Annotated in this window: 18 protein-coding genes and 1 tRNA gene; 12 read left to right on the top strand and 7 right to left on the bottom strand. The window is 56.8% G+C overall.

The annotated features are described in order from the left end of the window. Window positions 1–425 precede the first annotated feature (425 nt). Together bfr (MB824_RS09650) and bfr (MB824_RS09645) are read left to right on the top strand one after the other, a co-directional pair. Window positions 426–890: a bacterioferritin gene (gene bfr, locus MB824_RS09650; RefSeq protein WP_238748298.1), complete on the top strand. Its 465-nt coding sequence runs from the start codon at window positions 426–428 to the stop codon at window positions 888–890. Between the two features lie 28 nt (window positions 891–918). Next, window positions 919–1392, top strand: coding sequence for a bacterioferritin (gene bfr, locus MB824_RS09645; protein ID WP_238748296.1), 474 nt, complete (start codon window positions 919–921; stop codon window positions 1390–1392). Between the two features lie 435 nt (window positions 1393–1827). On the opposite strand, the gene rho is transcribed toward bfr (MB824_RS09645), so the two are convergent. Further along, a complete protein-coding gene (rho, locus tag MB824_RS09640) occupies window positions 1828–3087 on the bottom strand; it encodes a transcription termination factor Rho (protein ID WP_238748294.1) in 1260 nt (419 codons plus the stop codon). 256 nt (window positions 3088–3343) lie between these two features. Then, window positions 3344–3670: a thioredoxin gene (gene trxA, locus MB824_RS09635; protein WP_238748292.1), complete on the bottom strand. Its 327-nt coding sequence runs from the start codon at window positions 3668–3670 to the stop codon at window positions 3344–3346. A gap of 221 nt (window positions 3671–3891) precedes the next feature. Here trxA and MB824_RS09630 point away from each other — a divergent pair, with 221 nt between their 5' ends. The 5 genes from MB824_RS09630 (at window position 3892) to MB824_RS09610 (ending at window position 7800) form a co-directional block, all read left to right on the top strand. Then, window positions 3892–4071 carry a hypothetical protein gene (locus MB824_RS09630; protein ID WP_238748291.1) on the top strand — a complete coding sequence of 60 codons (180 nt, stop codon included), beginning with the start codon at window positions 3892–3894 and terminating at the stop codon, window positions 4069–4071. Window positions 4072–4283: 212 nt separating this feature from the next. Then, window positions 4284–5345 (top strand): recombinase RecA, encoded by a 1062-nt coding sequence (recA, locus tag MB824_RS09625; protein ID WP_238748290.1) that lies wholly within the window; start codon window positions 4284–4286, stop codon window positions 5343–5345. Between the two features lie 504 nt (window positions 5346–5849). Beyond that, on the top strand, window positions 5850–6602 hold the full coding sequence (gene pyrF / locus MB824_RS09620) for an orotidine-5'-phosphate decarboxylase (RefSeq protein ID WP_238748289.1): 753 nt from the start codon (window positions 5850–5852) through the stop codon (window positions 6600–6602). A 220-nt stretch (window positions 6603–6822) separates the two neighbouring features. Further along, window positions 6823–7569 carry a 3-oxoacyl-ACP reductase FabG gene (fabG, locus tag MB824_RS09615; RefSeq protein ID WP_238748288.1) on the top strand — a complete coding sequence of 249 codons (747 nt, stop codon included), beginning with the start codon at window positions 6823–6825 and terminating at the stop codon, window positions 7567–7569. 155 nt (window positions 7570–7724) lie between these two features. Continuing rightward, window positions 7725–7800 (top strand) — tRNA-Thr (locus tag MB824_RS09610). A gap of 438 nt (window positions 7801–8238) precedes the next feature. On the opposite strand, the gene MB824_RS09605 is transcribed toward MB824_RS09610, so the two are convergent. The 4 genes from MB824_RS09605 to MB824_RS09590 all read right to left on the bottom strand — a co-directional run bounded on the left by MB824_RS09605 (window position 8239) and on the right by MB824_RS09590 (window position 11950). Next, window positions 8239–9597 (bottom strand): sodium-dependent transporter, encoded by a 1359-nt coding sequence (locus MB824_RS09605; protein ID WP_238748287.1) that lies wholly within the window; start codon window positions 9595–9597, stop codon window positions 8239–8241. A gap of 298 nt (window positions 9598–9895) precedes the next feature. Next, complete coding sequence (locus tag MB824_RS09600) at window positions 9896–10039, bottom strand: hypothetical protein (protein ID WP_238748286.1); 144 nt, start codon at window positions 10037–10039, stop codon at window positions 9896–9898. 87 nt (window positions 10040–10126) lie between these two features. Then, window positions 10127–11650 carry an acetyl-CoA hydrolase/transferase family protein gene (locus MB824_RS09595; protein ID WP_238748285.1) on the bottom strand — a complete coding sequence of 508 codons (1524 nt, stop codon included), beginning with the start codon at window positions 11648–11650 and terminating at the stop codon, window positions 10127–10129. Window positions 11651–11806: 156 nt separating this feature from the next. Then, window positions 11807–11950 carry a hypothetical protein gene (locus MB824_RS09590; RefSeq protein WP_238748284.1) on the bottom strand — a complete coding sequence of 48 codons (144 nt, stop codon included), beginning with the start codon at window positions 11948–11950 and terminating at the stop codon, window positions 11807–11809. A 240-nt stretch (window positions 11951–12190) separates the two neighbouring features. Between MB824_RS09590 and dksA the strand changes: the two genes are divergently transcribed. From dksA to znuD, 5 genes are all read left to right on the top strand, one after another. After that, the gene (gene dksA / locus MB824_RS09585) at window positions 12191–12607 is read left to right on the top strand and encodes an RNA polymerase-binding protein DksA (protein WP_238748283.1); all 417 of its coding nucleotides are present in this window, start codon (window positions 12191–12193) and stop codon (window positions 12605–12607) included. A 140-nt stretch (window positions 12608–12747) separates the two neighbouring features. Continuing rightward, window positions 12748–13566, top strand: coding sequence for a squalene synthase HpnC (hpnC, locus tag MB824_RS09580; RefSeq protein WP_238748282.1), 819 nt, complete (start codon window positions 12748–12750; stop codon window positions 13564–13566). Between the two features lie 187 nt (window positions 13567–13753). Next, window positions 13754–16045: an NADP-dependent malic enzyme gene (locus MB824_RS09575; RefSeq protein WP_238748281.1), complete on the top strand. Its 2292-nt coding sequence runs from the start codon at window positions 13754–13756 to the stop codon at window positions 16043–16045. 306 nt (window positions 16046–16351) lie between these two features. Continuing rightward, entirely contained in the window at window positions 16352–17260 is a 909-nt protein-coding gene (locus MB824_RS09570) for a phosphatidylserine decarboxylase (protein WP_238748280.1), read from the top strand. 531 nt (window positions 17261–17791) lie between these two features. After that, window positions 17792–20080, top strand: coding sequence for a TonB-dependent zinc receptor ZnuD (znuD, locus tag MB824_RS09565; RefSeq protein WP_238748279.1), 2289 nt, complete (start codon window positions 17792–17794; stop codon window positions 20078–20080). A gap of 161 nt (window positions 20081–20241) precedes the next feature. On the opposite strand, the gene MB824_RS09560 is transcribed toward znuD, so the two are convergent. Continuing rightward, window positions 20242–20407 (bottom strand): transposase (locus MB824_RS09560; RefSeq protein WP_238748360.1); only part of this gene is annotated, 166 nt, incomplete at its 5' end.

Raw genomic sequence — 20407 nt, 5'->3', positions numbered from 1 at the left:
CCTTTTACTTGAAGTAGTGGTGCAAAACGCTTGGCGTTTGCAGCCGCGCACGGCGGCGGCAAAACGGGCGCGATTGTAGCTTACTTTGCCATCTGTTGCACAACCGCACTTGCGCGCAAGCCTTTCAGGCTGCCTGCCAACGGGCTTTCAGGCAGCCTGAAAGGCAGATTTTGCCGCAAATTGCGTAAAATAATGTAAATAAAATTGCGCGCAAAAAGTCCGTTTAACAACAAGCAGCAATCACTATCAAAGCACTGATTTGATTTTTTTATGGAATCTGCCAAAGAAAAACGCATCCTATTTGTGCTTGCGGAGATGCTTATCTTTGATAATTGTTTGTATTTTAATGTGAATTTTGCGCTTTTTTTTCGCCATCGCTATAATCCGCCCCGTTTTCACAACACACTTTAAGTAAAGGAAAAATTATGCAAGGCGATAAAGCAGTCATCGACTATATGAACTTTTTGCTGGCCGGCGAACTGGCTGCCCGCGACCAATATTTCATCCACTCCCGCATGTATGCCGAATGGGGTTACACCAAACTGTTCGACCGCATCGGCCATGAAATGGAAGACGAAACCCTGCACGCGGAAAACTTCATCCGCCGCATCCTGATGCTGGGCGGCACCCCGCAGATGGTTCCCGCTGCCGTTAATGTCGGCAAAACCGTGCCCGAGATGCTGCAGCTTGACTTGAACACCGAATACGAAGTTCAGGCCAACCTGAAAAAAGGCATCAAACTGTGCGAAGAAAAGCAGGATTACGTTACCCGCCAGATGCTGATCGACCAGCTCAAAGACACCGAAGAAGACCACGCCCACTGGCTCGAACAGCAGTTGCGCCTGATCAAACTGGTCGGCGAGCAAAACTACCTGCAAAGCCAGCTGTAAGCTGCACGGCCAAGAGAAGGAGACCTTTATGAAAGGCAACCGCGACGTTATCCGTCAGCTGAATAAAAACCTCGGCCTGCTGCTGGTAACCATCAACCAGTATTTTCTGCACGCACGCATCCTGAAAAACTGGGGTTTCGAAGATTTGGGCAAAAATTTCTACAAGCAGTCCATCGTAGAAATGAAAGCCGCCGACGAAATCATCGAACGCATCCTGCTGCTGGAAGGCCTGCCCAATCTGCAAGAGCTGGGCAAGCTGCTGATCGGTGAAAATACCGAAGAAATCATCAGCTGCGATTTGGCCAAAGAGCGCGAAAAACACGCCGCATTGGTAGAAGCGATTGCCGTGTGCGAAGAGCAGCAGGACTATGTCAGCCGCCAGCTTCTGGAAAAACAGAAAGACGAAAACGAAGAACGTATCGACTGGCTGACTACCCAGCAGGAGCAGATCGAGAGCATCGGCCTGCAAAACTACCTGCAAAGCGGGGCGCAAAAGGACTAACACAAACCACCACCAAAACACACTACCAAAAGTCCTAATAAAAACGGGGCGGACAAGGCGGCAGCAATGCAGCTTTGTACCGCCCCGAATAATTTTTGAAGGGTGCGCCTGCATAGGCGCTTTTCGGGTTTTCAGGCTGCCTTTCCCATTTTCAGGAAGGCAGCCTGAAAAATATGGGGCGGCATCGTTTGGCAAACGGCGCGGCGTTTCCTTATCCTTATTTAAAGAATGTCGGAGCGGGAAAAGCAGCCTGAAAACCTTTCAGGCTGCTTTGGTTTGGATGGGCGGTATTAGGGGTGGGCAGCCTGAAGCCGCAACGGGTGCATGGCACGCGGGGTATGTTCCGGCGATGGAAGCAGCCTGAAAGGTTTTCAGGCTGCCTAAACCAAACCCCGTTTCAGGCAGCCTGAAACGGGGTTTGGCGTGATGGACGGATTATTTGCCGCGCATTGACTCGAAAAAGTCGTCGTTGTTTTTGGTCATCTTTACTTTGTCCAACAGGAATTCCGCGGCTTCCAAATCGTCCATCGGGTGCAGCACTTTGCGCAGCAGCCACATCCGCTGCAGCTGTTCTTTGGAAACCAGCAGCTCTTCGCGGCGGGTGCCGGAGCGGTTGATGTTGATGGCGGGGAACACGCGTTTTTCCGCCAGACGGCGGTCGAGATGCAGTTCCATATTGCCGGTGCCTTTAAACTCTTCAAAAATCACGTCGTCCATGCGGCTGCCGGTATCGATCAGCGCGGTGGCGATAATGGTGAGCGAGCCGCCTTCTTCCACGTTGCGCGCAGCGCCGAAAAAGCGTTTCGGCCGGTGCAGCGCGTGGGCATCGACGCCGCCGGTGAGAATCTTGCCGGAGGTGGGAACAACGGTATTGTAGGCGCGGGCGAGGCGGGTAATCGAGTCGAGTAGGATCACCACGTCTTTTTTGTGCTCGACCATGCGCTTGGCTTTTTCGATCACCATTTCGGCCACCTGCACATGTCGCTGCGCCGGCTCGTCAAACGTGGAGGCGACCACTTCGCCGCGCACCGAGCGGGTCATTTCGGTTACTTCTTCCGGCCGCTCGTCAATCAGCAGCACAATCAGTTCGACATCGGGATAATTGGCGGTAATCGCGTGGGCAATGTTTTGCAGCATTACGGTTTTGCCCGATTTGGGCGGGGCGACCAGCAGCGCGCGCTGGCCGAGGCCGACGGGGGAAATCAAATCGATAATGCGGCCGGTGATGTTTTCTTCGGACTTGGTGTCGCGCTCCAGCTTGAGCTGGCGGTTGGGGAACAAGGGCGTGAGGTTTTCAAACATCACCTTGTGGCGGCAGGCTTCGGGGTGGTCGCCGTTGATGCTGTCCAGCCGCACCAGCGCGAAATAGCGCTCGTCGTTTTTCGGCACGCGCACCGTGCCTTCGATGGTGTCGCCGGTGTGCAGGTTGAAGCGGCGGATTTGGTTGGGCGAAACGTAGATATCGTCGGGGCAGGCCAGATAGGAAGTAACCGAGCTGCGCAGAAAGCCGTAGCCGTCGGGCAGGATTTCCAGCGTGCCGGAGCAGGAAAAGTCGGTGCCTTCCTGCATCATCTGGCGGACGATGGCAAACACCAAATCCTGTTTGCGCAGGCGGTTGCCGTTTTCGATGCCGTTTTGTTCGGCCAGTTCTAAAAGTTTGCTGATATGTTGGGTTTGTAGTTCGGAAACGTGCATGGTTTGATGATGGGCAATGGTTGCAGGCAGCCTGAAAAATTTCGGCTGCGGCTGGGAGTGGGAAATCGGATAATCGGGGATTGGAAAGGACGGATATAAAGAGAGTTTGACTTGCGCCGCAACGGGCGCGCGGTGAAACGAGACGGGCGCGGATTCTAGTTAGCGGCGCCTGCGCTGTCAAGAAGGGGCGTGGAAGGATTTTCAGGCTGCCTGTGTCAAATCAAACGGCAGGCAGCCTGAAAGGGGGAGGGCAGGTTTACAGGGCGGCGTTGATAAAGGCTTCGAGCTGGGCTTTAGCCATGGCGCCGACTTTGGTGGAAACGTTTTTGCCGTCTTTAAACATCATCAGCGTGGGGATGCCGCGCACGCCGAAACGGGCGGGGGTTTCCTGGTTTTCGTCGATATTGATTTTGACGATTTTCACTTTGCCTTCCATCTCGGCGGCCAGTTGGTCAAGCAGCGGGCCGACCATGCGGCAGGGGCCGCACCATGGCGCCCAGAAGTCGAGCAGCACGGGCAGGGGAGACTGGAGAACGTCGGCATCAAAAGCGGCGTCGGTGGTGTGGATGACTTGATTGCTCATTTTGGGTTCCTTCTATAAAGGTGGTAAAAAGTTTTCAGGCTGCTTTTAAAGGCAGCGGATACGGCTTCAGGCTGCCGTTGCGCGGCATTTGCGCCCTTGGCTATAATCGCGCCCTCCCTGCAGCCTGGAGATTCAGACGGCGGCAGGTCGTTTTTATTTCAACCCGTTTCAAAAATTAAGGAGTTTATCCGAGGAAAAGTTTTGGCAGCACACTGGCAATTTTGGGCATTCTGGCAATCGTGCTGGATTTTGTGAATATGGTGCCGAAAGTTTTGGCTTGGATCTACTCTTGGGGCGACGGCGTGGCCTGGGGCATTAAGATCGGTCTGATTGTCGTCGGCGGCCTGCTGTGGCTGCTGGGTGGCGACGAGTCCGATGCTGCGGCTGAAGCCGACGACTAATATAAAGCGCCTCAATGTAGAATTCAAGCAAAGCGGCGGATTATAGTTTTTTGCTATGGGCAGCATCGTCCGCGCCGGACAAAAAGCCTTGTGATCGCGCCCGACTCTGCTTCAGGCAGCCTGAAAACCCACTTTCAGGCTGCCTGAATCTTGTGCGATAATCGCCGCCGCATTTCAACAGGGACAAGCATTCCCGCAACCGAAAGAACATTATGGCAGAAAAGAAACCCCTTACCAGAAGCGAAGCCCTGCAGGCGGCTTTGGAGCAGATTGAAAAGAATTTCGGCAAAGGCGCCATCATTAAAATGGACGGCAGCAACCAGCAGGAAAACCTGCAGGTGATTTCCACCGGTTCGCTGGGGCTGGACTTGGCGCTGGGCGTCGGCGGTCTGCCGCGTGGCCGTATTGTCGAAATTTTTGGCCCCGAGTCTTCCGGTAAAACCACCCTGTGTTTGGAAACCATCGCCCAATGCCAAAAAGACGGCGGCATCTGCGCCTTTATCGACGCCGAGCATGCTTTTGATCCGGTTTATGCCCGCGCTTTGGGTGTGAACGTCGAACAACTTTACCTGTCGCAGCCCGATACCGGCGAACAGGCGCTGGAAATCTGCGATACGCTGGTGCGCAGCGGCGGCGTCGATATGGTGGTTATCGACTCGGTGGCAGCGCTGGTGCCTAAAGCCGAAATCGAAGGCGATATGGGCGACAGCCACGTCGGCCTGCAGGCGCGTCTGATGAGCCAGGCGCTGCGCAAGCTCACCGGTCACATCAAAAAAACCAATACGCTGGTGATTTTCATCAACCAAATCCGCATGAAAATCGGCGTCATGTTCGGCAGCCCCGAGACTACCGCCGGCGGTAATGCCTTGAAATTCTATGCTTCCGTCCGCTTGGATATCCGCGGCAGCACGCAGATTAAAAAAGGCGACGACAGCCCCATCGGCAAAGAAACCAAAGTCAAAGTGATTAAAAACAAAGTCGCGCCGCCCTTCCGCCATGCCGAATTCGACATTCTCTACGGCGAAGGCATCAGCTGGGAAGGCGAGCTGATCGAGCTGGGTACTAATCTGAAAATCATCAACAAATCGGGCGCCTGGTACAGCTACAACGGCGAAAAAATCGGTCAGGGCAAAGACAATACCCGCGTCTGGCTGAAAGAAAACCCTGCCGTTGCCGCCGAAATCGAAGCCAAAATCCGCGAAGCCGCCGGCATTCAGGTGCAGATTACCGAAGGCCAGTTGGACGAAACCGACGGCGAGCAACCGGAAGAGTAATTCCAGCAAAAACCGATTATGTTAAAAATCCCTTGTTTTGGCAGGGGATTTTTTATTTTGGTAAGGTTTTATGCTTTCAGGCTGCCTGAAACGAGGCGATTGTGTGGATTATGGTCTTTATCGTTAATTCGTGTAAAAAGAAAAAAACGGCACGATTTATTTGGCTGAAAACACGGATTTAATAGCCCGATTTAAATTGGTAGTAAATTAAATAATGTTTAAAAACAAATAGTAAATTCAATGCTGGCGAAAAATGTCAGAAATCGACAAAAAACGTTTGCTTTTGGCGGTTAAGTTGTGTAACATCCGCTTCAAGTTTTCGAGTGCGTGAGCCAGTGCTCATGTATTCAATTGCTTCTTGTTTTCTTCTTATCTCCTTGCTTTAAGCGTTTCGGGCGTTGATTTCTATCCGCCGAAACGTTTTTTTTTGCCCGAATGCCGCGCGACCGCGCGATAAAGGCATTAAAATACGCGCGTCGATAAATGCAGCCTGAAAGCCCGAAAATGAACCCTTTGATGACCGATTACCCGCTGAAAACCGATCCCAAACCCGTGATTGTCGCTTTGGACTTCGCCGGCGAGCAGGATACGCAGGCTTTTGTCCGCCGTCTCGATCCTGCGCTATGCCGCCTGAAGGTGGGCAAAGAGCTGTTTACCGCCACCGGCCGCGCCCTGGTTGAAAAACTGGTCAATCAGGGCTTTGACGTTTTTCTCGATTTGAAATACCACGATATTCCCAATACCGTTGCCCAAGCGTGCAAAGTGGCGGCGCAGATGGGCGTGTGGCTGGTGGACATGCACGCCGGCGGCGGACGGCGGATGATGGAAGCCGCCGCAAATGCTGTGGCCAATTTCAGCCGGCGCCCGCAGCTGCTCGGCGTAACCGTGCTGACCAGCATGACTGAAGAAGACCTGCGCGAGCTCGGTTTTGATCTGAGTGCGCCGCAGCTGGTGGAAAAATGGGCATCGCTGGCGCAAAGCTCCGGCATGGACGGCGTGGTGTGTTCCGCCCAAGAGGCCGCCCTGCTGCGGCAGAAGCTGGGGCAGGATTTTCTGCTGGTTACGCCCGGCATCCGCTTGGACACCGCCGCCAACCAAGACGACCAGCGGCGGATTATGACACCCGAGCAGGCGCTGGCCGCCGGTTCGAGCTATTTGGTAATGGGGCGGCCGGTTACCCAGGCCGCCGATCCCGTTGCCGTGTTGCGCGCGGTCAATGAAAGCGCGCGTCGTTTGAGCAGCGGCGAAGCGCAATAGATTCCGGGGCGGCAAACGGCTTTCAGGCAGCCTGAAAAGCGGGCAGGGCGGTTTGCCGTTTTGCCAAAACTCCATTCAAACCGCAGGCAGCCGGATTTTCAGGCTGCCTTTGCTATTGGCGCCGCGCACGGATTGCTGCATACTGGCGGCCATTTGTCTTTGCCCTTTTTCGTCGCGCACTGCGGCGCCGTCAACCACCACTAACCGATAAGGACTGTTTATGCTGAACCAAGATCTCTCCCAACGCATCGCGCTGGTTACCGGCGCATCGCGCGGCATCGGCGCCGCGATTGCCGACACGCTCGCCCAAGCCGGCGCCACCGTTATCGGCACCGCCACTTCCGAAAAAGGCGCTGCCGCCATCGGTGAGCGTCTCGCCCAGTGGGACGGCCACGGCCGCGTGCTCGACATCAACGCCGAAAACAGCGTGGAAGAGCTGATTGCCGGCATCGAGCAGGAGTTCGGCAAACTCGACATTCTGGTCAACAACGCCGGCATCACCCGCGACAACCTGCTGATGCGCATGAAAGAAGAAGAGTGGGACGACATTATGCAGACCAACCTGAAATCCGTGTTCCGCGCCAGCAAAGCCGTGTTGCGCGGCATGATGAAACAGCGCAGCGGTCGCATCATCAGCATCACTTCCGTGGTCGGCGCGATGGGCAATGCCGGTCAGAGTAACTATGCCGCCGCCAAAGCCGGCCTGATCGGTTTTTCCAAATCGCTGGCGCGTGAAGTCGGCAGTCGCGGCATCACAGTTAACTGCGTCGCCCCCGGCTTTATCGATACCGATATGACCCGCGCCCTGAGCGAAGAAACCCGCAAAACCTTTGCCGACCAGACATCGCTGGGCCGCTTCGGCGAGGCAGACGACATCGCCGCCGCCGTGCTGTTTTTGGCTTCCGAGCAAGCGCGCTACATTACCGGCCAGACCCTGCACGTAAACGGCGGCATGCTGATGCCGTAAGCAGCTTGGCGCGTAATCTGCTGCCGTTTTCAGGCTGCCTGTACGCTGTCAGGCAGCCTGAAAACAATTGTTGCAGGAAAATCATTGTTTTTCGGCAAATCCCCGCCCAACGGCTTGCCATCTGCCGCCAGCCCGTGCATAATCCGCGCTTTCCCGCCGGTGTAGCTCAGTTGGTAGAGCACCTGACTTGTAATCAGGGGGTCGCGAGTTCGATTCCTGCCGCCGGCACCAATTTGAAAACGACCGTTGTTAACGGTCGTTTTCTTTTTGCCAAAAAGCAGCCTGCGTAGCGAAGCGGAGTTGCGAAGCTAAAACCCTTTCTGCAGTTTAAGGCTGCTTTTGCTTTGTTTTCTGTTGGTTGAGTGGCTTTATATTGGATTTTTGACGAGTAAGGCAGCCTGAAAGCATGGCGCGTTTCCGGCTGCCTGAAAACGGATGACAACCGCGAGCACAAGGGTGCGGCCGGTTTGGGCAAAAAAATGCGCACACCGGAAAGGGTGTGCGCCAAGTCTACAAAGGAGAAATAGAGGAGAAATATCCAACCGCTCTCACGGCTGAACGGCGCGGATTATGCCGACTTCTTTGATGCCTGTCAAACTTTCCTAACATTAAGTTATGTAAAAAAATTAGAGCGGATAATCGGTGCAGGCGGCGAAGCTGGCACGGGTTTTATTTCAGCCCGAGCTTGTCGAGCAGGCCGAGGGTGTGGGCGAATACCAGCAGAATCGCCAGCGGGGCGATGTAGCGCAGCGCCCAATACCACAGGCGGATCAGTGCATCGGGCACGGTGGCGCCTTCGCGCATATGCGCCAGAACCTGCTCGCGCGGCTGCACCCAGGCGGTGAAAACGGCGGTGAGCAGGGCGCCGATGGGCATGATCCACGAAGTAATCAGATAATCCCACCAGTCAAACACGGTGCGGTCGAGCAGTTTGAAATCGCCCAGCAGGCCGAAGGACAGCGCGGAGGGAATGCCGATCAGCAAAATGGCCAGGCCGGTGATCCAAGTGGCGCGGCGGCGGCGCGGTTCGTTGTTGTGGATGGTGGCGGCAATCACGGTTTCCAGCATGGAGAAAGCCGAGGTGAGGGTGGCGAAAGTCACCAGCACCATAAACACGGCAAACAGCGCGGTGCCGAAAGGGATTTTCTGGAATACGGCGGGCAGCACCACGAAAATCAGCCCCGGCCCCTGATTGGGTTTGAAGCCGAGGGCGAAAACGGCGGGGAAAATCACCAGGCCGGCCAACAGCGAAACCAGCATGTTCAGCCACATCACGCTGTTGGCCGAGCGCAGCATATCCTGCTTGCGGCTCAGGTAGGCGGCGTAGGTAATCATCGTCGACACGCCGAGGCTGAGGGCGAAAAAGGCCTGCCCCAGCGCGGTGAGCATGGTGCTGGGGGTAACGGCGGAGATGTCCGGTTTCAGCAGGAAAGAGACGCCGGCCATCGAGCCGGGCAGCAGCAGCGAGCGCACCGCCAGCACCAGAAACATCACAAACAGCGCCGGCATCAGATAGCGGCTGGCTTTTTCGATGCCGGTAGAAATGCCGTTTTGCACCACCAGTATCGTCATCAGCATAAACAGCGCCTGATAGCCGATGGCGGTGGCCGGGCTGGCGATGGTATCGACAAACAGCTTGTCAAAATCGGTGCCGGCGTGGATGGCGCCGCTGAAGGCGTGCACCACATAGGCCAGCACCCAGCCGCCGACCACGCTGTAAAACGACAGCAGCACAAAGCAGCCGGCCACGCCCATATAGCCGACCGCCGCCCACTGCCGCCGCTGCGGCGACAGTTCTTTAAAGGCATCAACGGCGTTGCGCCCGCTTTTGCGGCCGATATAAAACTCGGCCAAGAGCACCGGCAGGCCGACCAAAACGGTAAACAGCAAAAACAGCAGGAAAAACACCGCCCCGCCGTTGGTGCCGGCGGTATAGGGGAATTTCCAGATGGCGCCCAGGCCGATGGCAGAGCCGGCGGCCGAGAGAATAAAGCCGATTTTGGATGACCAGTGTGTGGGTTGGGACATAAAAACCTGCCAATCAATCAGAAAACAGAAAAAACGGTGGTTCAGGCAGCCTGAAAACGCCGCCGCAGTCGTGCTGCCGTTTAGGCGGGCGCGGCGGATAGCGGGCTGCTGTCGGGTTAGAGTGGGAAAAACGCGGGCACCGAACCAAAACGGCCGCAACTATAGCCCAAAGCGCCGCCGTCGGCAGCTTAATTGTGGTGCGGTACGGCTGCCAAGCAGCCTGAAACGGTTTTCAGGCTGCTTTGGGTTGGTGCGCAGGGCGCACCCTACGGCGATGCTTTGGACTTTCAGGCTGCCTTTAAACGGGATCACGACGCGAGTTACAAGGCAGCCTGAAACCGTTTTCAGGCTGCCTTGGGTTGGTGTGCGGTGCGAACCCTACGGCGATGCTTTGGACTTTCAGGCTGCTTTTGATGCCGGAGCAGATAGTGCGGCCGTTCAAACCGCTTTCAGGCTGCCCGACAAAAGGCAGCCTGAAAACAGAAACCCGCCCGCAGCGGCAAAGGCTGCGGGCGGACGGGCGGGGTGCTTATTTCACGCGCATGTCGCCGGTTTCGACGAAACGCTGGTGCCACGACAGCGCTTCAGTCAGCAGGTGCGGAGTATGCAGGCCGCCGCCGGATTTCTCGGCGCGATCGAAGTAATCGCGCAGCTGGTCGCGGTAGTCGGGGTGGGCGCAGTTTTCAATGATCAGGCGGGCACGCTCGCGCGGGGATTTGCCGCGCAAGTCGGCCAGACCCTGTTCGGTTACCAGCACCATCACATCGTGCTCGGTGTGGTCGTGGTGGGAAACCATCGGCACGATGCAGGAAATCGCCCCGCCTTTGGCCACCGACGGCGACACGAAGAAGGACAGGAAGGAATTGCGGGCGAAGTCGCCGGAACCGCCGATGCCGTTCATCATTTTGGTGCCCATGATGTGGGTGGAATTGACGTTGCCGTAGATGTCGGCTTCGATCATCGCGTTCATGCCGATGATGCCGAGGCGGCGGATCAGCTCGGGGTTGTTGGTGACTTCCTGCGGGCGCAGGATGATTTTGCTGCGCAGCGCGTCGATGTTGTCGTTGAAGCGTTGCAGCGCGTCGGGGCTGAACGACAGGGCGGTGGCGGATGCGGAGAGCATTTTGCCGCTCAGAATCAGGTCGAGCATGCCGTCCTGCAGCACTTCGGTGTAGCCGACCAAATCGTTAAACGGGCTGTCCTGCAGGCCGGCCAGTACGGCGTTGGCAACGTTGCCGACGCCCGACTGCAGCGGCAGCAGGTTTTTCGGCAGACGGCCCATTTTCACTTCGTGCGAGAAGAAGTCGATGATTTTCGCGGCGATGCTCTTGGACATTTCGTCCGGCTCGGCGAATTTGCTGTTGCGGTCGGACGCGTCGGTCAGCACGATGCCGACGATTTTGTCCAAGTCGCAAGCCAGATAGGGCGAACCGATACGCTGGCCGGCTTCGGTGAGCATCAGCGGCTGGCGGTTGGGCGGCAGGCCGATGCTGTCGTAAATGTCGGCCATGCCTTCGAGTTTGGCGTTTTGCTGCGCGTTTACTTCCAGAATGATTTTTTTCGCGTATTGCAGCCAAGTTACGTTGGTGCCGACCGCCAGCGAGGGAATCAGTTTGCCGTCGGCGGTGATGCCTGCCACTTCAACAACGGCAACGTCCATATCGCCGAAGAAACCGGCGCGCACCTGCGGTTCGATATGCGACAGGTGCACATCCATATAGGCCGCGTCGCCCGCGTTAATCTGGTTGCGCATGGTGGGGTCGGACTGGAAGGGGCTGCGGAAAGAGATGGCATTGGCGCGGGCAAGCACGCCGTCGCACTCGTCGGCGGTGGAAGCGCCGGTAATCATACGGATTTTGTAGGGTTTGCCGGCGGCATGCGCGGCTTGTGCTTTTTCGGTGATGGCGGTGGGAACCGCTTTCGGATAGCCGGCGCCGGTAAAACCGCTGATGCCGACGGTCATGCCGTCGGCGATAAATTCTGCGGCTTGGGCGGCCGACATAATCTTGCCGCGCAAACCTTCGTGTTGGACGCGTTCTGCTGCTGTGCTCATGGTGTATCTCCTTAACCGTTTTGGTAATGATGCCCGCCGGCGGCGGGGAAGCGGGCAGGCATCGGCCTGCCGTAGAAAATGGGACGGAATATATAGTAAAGAACCTGCTTTGTAAAACGGTGCAAATGTCGGTTTACACGGCAGCAGACGCCGTTTTCAGGCTGCCTGAAACGGGCGCGGTGTGCAGGATTGGCAGCGCGCGGCGGCGGCGTTTGGCGGCAAAGGCAGGCTGCCGGCGGCTTTAATGTTTTCAGGCTGCCTGCCGCCGCTGCCGCCATCGGCGCGGCAAATGGAGGGCATCACGGTTTCGGAAGGGCAGGGCGGATGTTTTTTTCAGGCTGCCTGCTGCGGGCAAGGCAGCCTGAAAACCTTTCTATCGGCACGGCGCTTGTCGCCAAAATGCCGATTGACAAAATGCCCAATCTTGCCCGCAGCGCAAATTGTGATTATTATCGCGCGCTTTCAAAACGCCCGCCCGGGCGGCCGCAGGCAGTCTGCAAGAAATGCCCGGCTCTGCAAACACACTGCTAAGGATTTGATATGGCAAAACTTACCGAACAAGACATCCTGAATTGGAACGGCCCGGAAAGCGATTATATGAACGAAGACCAGCTTGCTTTTTTCCGCGAAACGCTGGTTAAGATGCAGGACGAACTGATCGCCAAAGCGTCGGTTACCACCGACCATCTGCAGGATCACGAAGCCGCACCCGATCCGGCTGACCGTGCCTCGCAAGAAGAAGAATACGCGCTGGAATTGCGTACCCGCGACCGCGAACGCAAGCTGCTGGTAAAAATCCAGGCTTCCATCCGTGCCATTGACGAAGGCGAATACGGCTTCTGCCAAGATACCGGCGAGCCCATCGGCCTTAAGCGCCTGCTGGCGCGCCCCACCGCCACCTTATCGGTAGAAGCGCAGGAGCGGCGCGAGCGCATGAAAAAACAGTTTGCCGATTAAGCAAAGCCCCGACCCGATAAGCCGCTTATCGGGTTTTTCCGTTTTCAGGCAACACACAACATCTTTCAGGCAGGGGATGTTTTCAGGCTGCCTGCCGTTTCAGGCAGCCTGAAAGCCCCGCCGGCCGACCAAATGCAAATATGAGCGCAAGCACCGACCATTACGAAAACTTCCCCGTCGCCTCGCTGTTACTGCCGCGCCGCCTGCGCCGGCCGGTGAAAGCGGTTTACGCCTTTGCCCGCACTGCCGACGATATCGCCGATGAAGGCGATGCCACCGATGCCGAGCGCCTGGAACAGCTGGGCAGCCTGAAAGCCGAACTCGACCGCATCGGCAACGGCCAGGCGCCGCAAACCGAGCTGGTGCAGCGCCTGCAGCGCGAAGCGATTGTCCCTTTCAGGCTGCCTTTGCAGCCGTTTTACGACCTGCTCGACGCTTTTTGCCAAGACGTGCGCCAAACCCGTTACCAAAATTTCGGCGAGCTGGTGGACTACGCCCGCCGCTCGGCCAACCCCGTCGGCCGTATCATGCTGCACCTTTACGGCGAAAACGATGCCCGCAGCCTGGCGCAGAGCGACGGCATCTGCACCGCGCTGCAGCTGATCAATTTTTGGCAGGACGTGGCGCTGGACTGGCAAAAGGGGCGGGTGTACCTACCGCAGGACGATATGGCGCGCTTTGGTGTTACAGAAGCCGACATCGCCGCCGGCCGCAATACTTTCAATTTCCAGCGGCTGATGGCCTACCAGTGCGAGCGCGCGTTCAAAATGCTGCGCGCGGGCGCGCCGCTGGCCAAAACGCTTAAAGGCCGCATCGGCATCGAGTTGAAAATGATTGTGCTCGGCGGCCAGTTTATCGTGCAGAAGCTCGACAAAACCCATTACGACGTCTTCCGCCAGCGGCCGGTGCTTGATTGGAAAGACCGCATGATTATGCTCAAACGCGCCTTGTGGAAATAGGCACCGCCGCTTTTTCAGGCTGCCTTCTGCCCCGTTTTCGCTTTCAGGCTGCCTGCCTTTTGCCGGCAGCCTGAAAGCGGCAGCGGCGGACAGACGGCGGCTTTTGCTATACAATCTCGCCGCGACAGCGCAAGCGCTGTATCAGAACAATTTATCCAGACAAACGACTGCAAAGAAAGACCGAATCATGGACGAACATTTAAAAGAAGCCGCCCTGCATTTTCACGAATACCCCAATCCCGGCAAAATCCAAGTCGCCCCCACCAAGCCTTTGGCCACCCAGTATGATTTGTCGCTGGCCTACTCGCCCGGCGTGGCCGCGCCGTGCATGGAAATCCACGCCGACCCGCTGGCTTCCTACAAATACACCGCCCGCGGCAATCTGGTGGCGGTGATTTCCAACGGCACCGCCGTTTTGGGCTTGGGCAATATCGGCGCGCTGGCCGGCAAGCCGGTGATGGAAGGCAAGGGCGTGCTGTTTAAAAAGTTCGCCAATATTGATGTATTTGACATCGAAATCAACGAAACCGACCCCGACAAGCTGGTCGACATCATCGCGTCGCTGGAACCCACTTTCGGCGGCATCAATCTTGAAGACATCAAAGCGCCCGAGTGCTTCTATATCGAGAAAAAACTGCGCGAGCGCTGCAATATTCCGGTTTTCCACGACGACCAGCACGGCACCGCCATCATCACCGCCGCCGCGGTGCTCAACGGCCTGCGCGTGGTGAATAAAGACATCGCCGACGTCAAACTGGTGTGCTCCGGCGCCGGCGCCGCCGCCATCGCCATTCTCGATCTGCTGGTGGCGCTGGGCATGAAACGCGACAACATCACCGTGTGCGACTCCAAAGGCGTGATCTACCAAACCCGCGAAGACCGCGAGCGCATGGACGAGAGCAAAGTGCGCTACGCCATCGCCGACAACGGCCAGCGCGTACTCGGCGACGCCGTGGCCGGCAAAGACATCTTCCTGGGCGTGTCCGGCCCCAACGTGCTCAAGCCCGAAATGCTCAAAACCATGGCGGAAAAACCGATTGTGTTCGCCATGGCCAACCCGCAGCCTGAAATCTGGCCGCCGGAAGCCAAAGCCGCCCGCCCCGACGTGATTATCGGCACCGGCCGCTCCGACTTCCCCAACCAGGTCAATAACGTATTGTGCTTCCCCTTTATCTTCCGCGGCGCATTGGATGTGGGCGCCACCACGATTAACGAAGAAATGAAGCTCGCCTGCGTGCACGCCATCGCCGATCTGGCGCTGGCCGAAGCCAACGACGTGGTGGCCGGCGCCTACGGTTCCGAAGAACTCAAATTCGGCCCCGAATACCTGATTCCCAAGCCTTTCGATCCGCGCCTGATCGCCTGCGTTGCCCCGGCCGTGGCCAAAGCCGCGATGGATTCCGGCGTCGCCACCCGCCCGATTGCCGACATGGAAGCCTATGTCGAAAAACTGAACCAGCAGATTTACAAAACCAGCCTGATTATGCGGCCGGTGTTCGTGCAGGCGAAAAAAGACGTCAAACGCATCGCCTTTGCCGAAGGCGAAGAAGAGCGCGTGCTGCACGCCGCGCAGCATCTGGTCACGCACAAACTCGTGCAGCCGGTGCTGGTCGGCCGCAAAGAAGTCATCCTCGAGCGCATTCAGGCGCAGGGGCTGACCATCCAGCCGGGCAAAGATTTCGAGCTGGTGGATCTGGAAGAAAACCCGCACTACGAAGAGAGCTGGAAACTCTATTACAGCCTTACCCAGCGCCGCGGCGTAACTGCCGAAATGGCGCGCCGCCGCCTGATGGCCAACCCCACCCTGATTGCCGCCGCCATGGTGCATCTGGGCCATGCCGACGGCTTGGTGTGCGGCACCGTCGGCCGCTTCCGCGACCATTTCAAAGTGCTTGAAGACGTGATCGGCTACGACAACAGCGAGCGCAACGCCTTCGCCATGAACGCGCTGCTGTCGAACAAAGGCACCTTCTTCATTGCCGACACCTATGTCAACCACAACCCCGACGCCGAAAAAATCGCCCGCGGCACGCTGATGGCCGCCGAAGAAATCAAACGCTTCGGCATCCAGCCCAAAGTGGCGCTGGTCTCCAATTCCAACTTCGGCTCGGTGGTGAACGAAGACGCCGTCAAAATGCGCCATGCGCTGGAAATCGTCCGCCGCGAAGCGCCTGATTTGGAAATCGACGGCGAAATGCAGGCCGATTTGGCGCTCGATCCCGAGCTGCGCCGCCACATCTTCCCCGAAAGCACGCTCGAAGGCGCCGCCAATCTGCTGGTGATGCCCAATGTCGAAGCCGCCAACATCAGCTACAACCTGCTGCGCGTTAATGCCACCAACGGCGTAACCGTCGGCCCGATCCTGATGGGCATGAAGCGTCCCGTCCACATCGTTACCCCGCAGTCCACAGTGCGCCGCATCATCAATATGGCCGCGGTTGCCGCAGTCGATGCCCAAACCAAAAAAGAAGGCTACTAAGCGTCTGCTGCCCGTAGCCGCCAGCCCGCCGGAAACGGCGGGCTGTTTTTACAGCGGCGGGCAGGTGCTTTTGCCTGTTTTTCGCCGCCCGTCCGGCTTTCAGGCTGCCTTTGGCACCAATCAAGGCAGCCTGAAACCTTTTATCTGCCGCCTTATCCGCCGTTCGGCACAGGGCACCGGTTTAAGCGTGCGGGCAAACTTTCAGGCTGCCTGCGCTTTCAGGCAGCCTGAAAGCCGCCGGCATGGCAATTTGCAGGCAGTTTCACTATAATCCGCGCACGATTTTTATTCCCGAAAGGAAAACCGATGAACCGCTTTTACCCGCACCCCATTATCGCCACCGAAGGCTGGCCGTTTATCGCCGCCGGCCTGGCGCTGAGCATCATCTTCAGCTGCTGCTGCGGCTGGTGGTCGCTGCCGTTTTGGCTGTTCACCCTGTTTTCCGTCCAGTTTTTCCGCGACCCCGCGCGCGACATTCCCGCCGATGCCGATGCCGTGCTCTGCCCCGCCGACGGCCGCATCGTGGTGGTAGAAAAAGCCACCGACCCCTACCGCCAAACCGAAGCGCTGAAAATCAGCGTGTTTATGAACGTGTTTAACGTCCACTCCCAGCGCGCGCCGGTGGACGGCATCATCAGCCGCGTCGAATACAATGCCGGCAAATTCCTGAACGCCGCGCTCGATAAAGCCAGCACCGAAAACGAGCGCAACGCCGTGCTGCTCACCACCCGCAGCGGCCGCGACATCACCTTCGTGCAGGTGGCCGGACTCGTCGCCCGCCGCGTGCTCTGCTATGTGAACGCCGGCGAAAGCATGGTGCGCGGCGAGCGCTACGGCTTTATCCGCTTCGGCTCGCGCGTCGATGTCTATCTGCCGGTTGATGCCGTGGCCAACGTCGCCATCGGCGACAAAGTGCGCGCCAGCGAAACCATCCTTGCCCGCCTGCCGCTCACCGCCCCCGCCGCCACGCAGCCTGAAAGCGAAACCTCCGCCGCCGCGAAAGACCAACAGCCCCAGCTGCCCGCCGCCGCGGACAAGCAGCCTGAAAGCACCGCCCAAACGGAAAGCGCCCAAGCGGCAGAAAAGCAGCCTGAAACTGCTGAAACTCTGGTTCAAGTCGAAACCAAGCAGCCTGAAAACGACGCCGACGAAGACAAACCGGCCAAACCCAAACGCAGCCGCAGCAAAAAACAGCCGCCCGCTGAAAGCGAATAAACCCGTTAACGGACTGCCGGAGGTTGCTCCGGCAGTCCGGTTCTTTATCCGCCGCCTGAACCAAAGGCAGCCTTTGGTTGTAGGCTGGGTCGGAACCCGGCAATACGGCATAACACCTTGCTTATGTTGGTTTTGGCAACCCAAACCGCGTTCTGTAAACAGTTAAAAGCAGCCTGAGACCTTTGCAAAATACCTCTCTTCACCTTTTCGCTGACAGCAGAAACCCAAACACAGGTTTTCGGCTGTTTCTGCCCCCAATCACTCCTAATTCTACCCAAATACCCCCCCTTAATCCCCCTTGGATGCCTGATAATCAGGTATCCAAGGGGGATTAAGGGGGGGTATTTGGGTAGAATCAGTGGATATTTGAAACAAAAACAGCCGAAAATCTTTATTTAGATTTCGGCTGTCGGAGAAAAAGGAATTTTGCAAAGGTCTCGGCCTTTTTTTCTCAAAAATCTTATCATATAAACAATAAAATGCTATATAATAACATAATAACAGTCTTTCGAAATATGATGAGAAACTAAAATGACACAAACCACACTCAAACCCATTGTTTTATCTATTCTTTTAATCAGCACCCCCATCCTCTCCCAAGCGCATGAAACCGAGCAGTCGGTTGACTTGGAAGAGGTTACCGTCGTCGGTAAAAGCCGTCCGCGCGCCACTTCGGGTCTGTTGCACACTTCGACCGCCTCCGACAAAATCATCTCCGGCGATACCTTGCGCCAAAAAGCCGTCAACTTGGGTGATGCTTTAGACGGCGTACCGGGCATTCATGCCTCGCAATACGGCGGCGGCGCATCCGCTCCCGTTATTCGCGGTCAAACAGGCAGACGGATTAAAGTATTGAACCATCACGGCGAAACCGGCGACATGGCGGACTTCTCGCCCGACCATGCCTTGATGGTGGACAGCGCCTTGTCGCAACAAGTCGAAATCCTGCGCGGTCCGGTTACACTCTTGTACAGCTCGGGCAATGTAGCCGGTTTGGTCGATGTTGCCGATGGAAAAATCCCCGAAAAAATGCCTGAAAACGGCGTATCGGGCGAAGCCGGATTACGTTTGAGCAGCGGCAATTTGGAAAAACTGACATCCGCAGGCATCAATATCGGCTTGGGCAACAACTTCGTGCTGCATACTGAAGGCTTGTACCGCAAATCAGGCGATTACGCCGTACCGCGCTATCAAAAAGAAGAAGGCCGTCTGAAACGACTGCCCGACAGCCATGCCGATTCAAAAACAGGCAGCATCGGCCTGTCTTGGGTTGGGGATAAAGGTTTCCTCGGCGTGGCGTACAGCGACCGTCGCGACCGCTACGGCCTGCCTGCCCACAGCCATCTCTACGACGACTGCCACGCCGACATCATCTGGCAGAAAAGTTTGATTAACAAACGCTATTTGCAGCTTTATCCGCACCTCTTGACCGAAGAAGACGTCGATTACGACAATCCGGGTTTGAGCTGCGGTTTCCACGACGATGATAATGCACACACCCATGTCCACAACGGCAGACCGTGGATAGACCTGCGCAACAAACGCTACGAAATCCGCGCCGAATGGAAGCAGCCGCTCCCCGGTTTCGAAGCCCTGCGCGTGCATCTGAACCGCAACGACTACCGCCACGACGAAAAAGCGGGCGATTCAGTGGAAAACTTCTTCAAAAACAAAACGCAAAACGCCCGCATCGAATTGCGCCACCTGCCCATAGGCCGTCTGAAAGGCAGCTGGGGCGTGCAATATTTGGGACAAAAATCCAGCGCGCTTTCCGCCATTCCCGAAACCGTCCAACAACCGATGTTGATTGACAACAATGTGCGCCATTACAGCTTTTTCGGTGTAGAACAGGCAAACTGGGACAACTTCACGCTTGAAGGCGGCGTACGCGTGGAAAAACAAAAAGCCTCTATCCGGTACGACAAAGCATTGATTGATCGGGAAAACTACTACAACCAACCCCTGCCCGACCTCGGTGCGCACCGCCAAACCGCCCGCTCGTTCGCATTTTCGGGCAACTGGTATTTCACGCCACACCACAAACTCAGCCTGACCGCCTCCCATCAGGAACGCCTGCCGTCAACGCAAGAACTGTACGCACACGGCAAACACGTTGCCACCAACACCTTTGAAGTCGGCAACAAACACCTCAACAAAGAGCGTTCCAACAATATCGAACTCGCGCTGGGCTACGAAGGTGACCGCTGGCAATACAATCTGGCACTCTACCGCAACCGTTTCGGCAACTACATTTACGCCCAAACCTTAAACGACGGACGTGGCCCCAAATCCATCGAAGACGACAGCGAAATGAAGCTCGTGCGCTACAACCAATCCGGCGCCGACTTCTACGGCGCGGAAGGCGAAATCTACTTCAAACCGACACCGCGCTACCGCATCGGCGTTTCCGGCGACTATGTACGAGGCCGTCTGAAAAACCTGCCTTCCCTACCCGGCAGGGAAGATGCTTACGGTAACCGTCCTTTCATCGCACAGGACGACCAAAACGCGCCTCGCGTTCCGGCTGCGCGCCTCGGCTTCCACCTGAAAGCCTCGCTGACCGACCGTATCGATGCCAATTTGGACTACTACCGCGTGTTCGCCCAAAACAAACTCGCCCGCTACGAAACACGCACGCCCGGACACCATATGCTCAACCTCGGCGCAAACTACCGCCGCAATACGCGCTATGGCGAGTGGAATTGGTATGTCAAAGCCGACAATCTGCTCAACCAATCCGTTTACGCCCATAGCAGCTTCCTCTCTGATACGCCGCAAATGGGCCGCAGCTTTACCGGCGGCGTGAACGTGAAGTTTTAAAATCGGACAGGCCGAGACCTTTGCAAAATTCCTTTTTCCCCGACAGCCAAAATCTAATTAAAGATTTTCGGCTGTTTTTGTTTCAAATATCCACTGATTCTACTCAAATACCCCCCTTAATCCCCCTTGGATACCTGATTATCAGGCATCCGGACCGCCTTTTAGGCGGTAGCAGGCACACTTAGCCTGTTAGCCGCTTTCAACAGGTTCAAACACATCGCCTTCAGATGGCTTTGCGCACTCACTTTAAGCAGACCGAAATAGGCTGCCCGGGCGTAGCGGAATTTACGGTGCAGCGTCCCGAAGCTCTGTTCGACCACATAACGG

Origin of the sequence: Kingella pumchi (assembly GCF_022288825.1) — a bacterium.
Taxonomy (GTDB): Bacteria; Pseudomonadota; Gammaproteobacteria; order Burkholderiales; family Neisseriaceae; genus Kingella_D; species Kingella_D pumchi.
Note: the sequence above shows the minus strand (reverse complement) of the source record. Positions and strands in the feature narration are given on the sequence as shown.

Coding starts and splice junctions, on each gene's coding strand:
- bfr (WP_238748298.1), top strand. CDS start 426: ATGCAAGGCGATAAAGCAGTCATCGACTATATGAACTTTTTGCTGGCC.
- bfr (WP_238748296.1), top strand. CDS start 919: ATGAAAGGCAACCGCGACGTTATCCGTCAGCTGAATAAAAACCTCGGC.
- rho (WP_238748294.1), bottom strand. CDS start 3,087: ATGCACGTTTCCGAACTACAAACCCAACATATCAGCAAACTTTTAGAA.
- trxA (WP_238748292.1), bottom strand. CDS start 3,670: ATGAGCAATCAAGTCATCCACACCACCGACGCCGCTTTTGATGCCGAC.
- recA (WP_238748290.1), top strand. CDS start 4,284: ATGGCAGAAAAGAAACCCCTTACCAGAAGCGAAGCCCTGCAGGCGGCT.
- pyrF (WP_238748289.1), top strand. CDS start 5,850: ATGAACCCTTTGATGACCGATTACCCGCTGAAAACCGATCCCAAACCC.
- fabG (WP_238748288.1), top strand. CDS start 6,823: ATGCTGAACCAAGATCTCTCCCAACGCATCGCGCTGGTTACCGGCGCA.
- MB824_RS09605 (WP_238748287.1), bottom strand. CDS start 9,597: ATGTCCCAACCCACACACTGGTCATCCAAAATCGGCTTTATTCTCTCG.
- MB824_RS09595 (WP_238748285.1), bottom strand. CDS start 11,650: ATGAGCACAGCAGCAGAACGCGTCCAACACGAAGGTTTGCGCGGCAAG.
- MB824_RS09590 (WP_238748284.1), bottom strand. CDS start 11,950: ATGCCCTCCATTTGCCGCGCCGATGGCGGCAGCGGCGGCAGGCAGCCT.
- dksA (WP_238748283.1), top strand. CDS start 12,191: ATGGCAAAACTTACCGAACAAGACATCCTGAATTGGAACGGCCCGGAA.
- hpnC (WP_238748282.1), top strand. CDS start 12,748: ATGAGCGCAAGCACCGACCATTACGAAAACTTCCCCGTCGCCTCGCTG.
- MB824_RS09575 (WP_238748281.1), top strand. CDS start 13,754: ATGGACGAACATTTAAAAGAAGCCGCCCTGCATTTTCACGAATACCCC.
- MB824_RS09570 (WP_238748280.1), top strand. CDS start 16,352: ATGAACCGCTTTTACCCGCACCCCATTATCGCCACCGAAGGCTGGCCG.
- znuD (WP_238748279.1), top strand. CDS start 17,792: ATGACACAAACCACACTCAAACCCATTGTTTTATCTATTCTTTTAATC.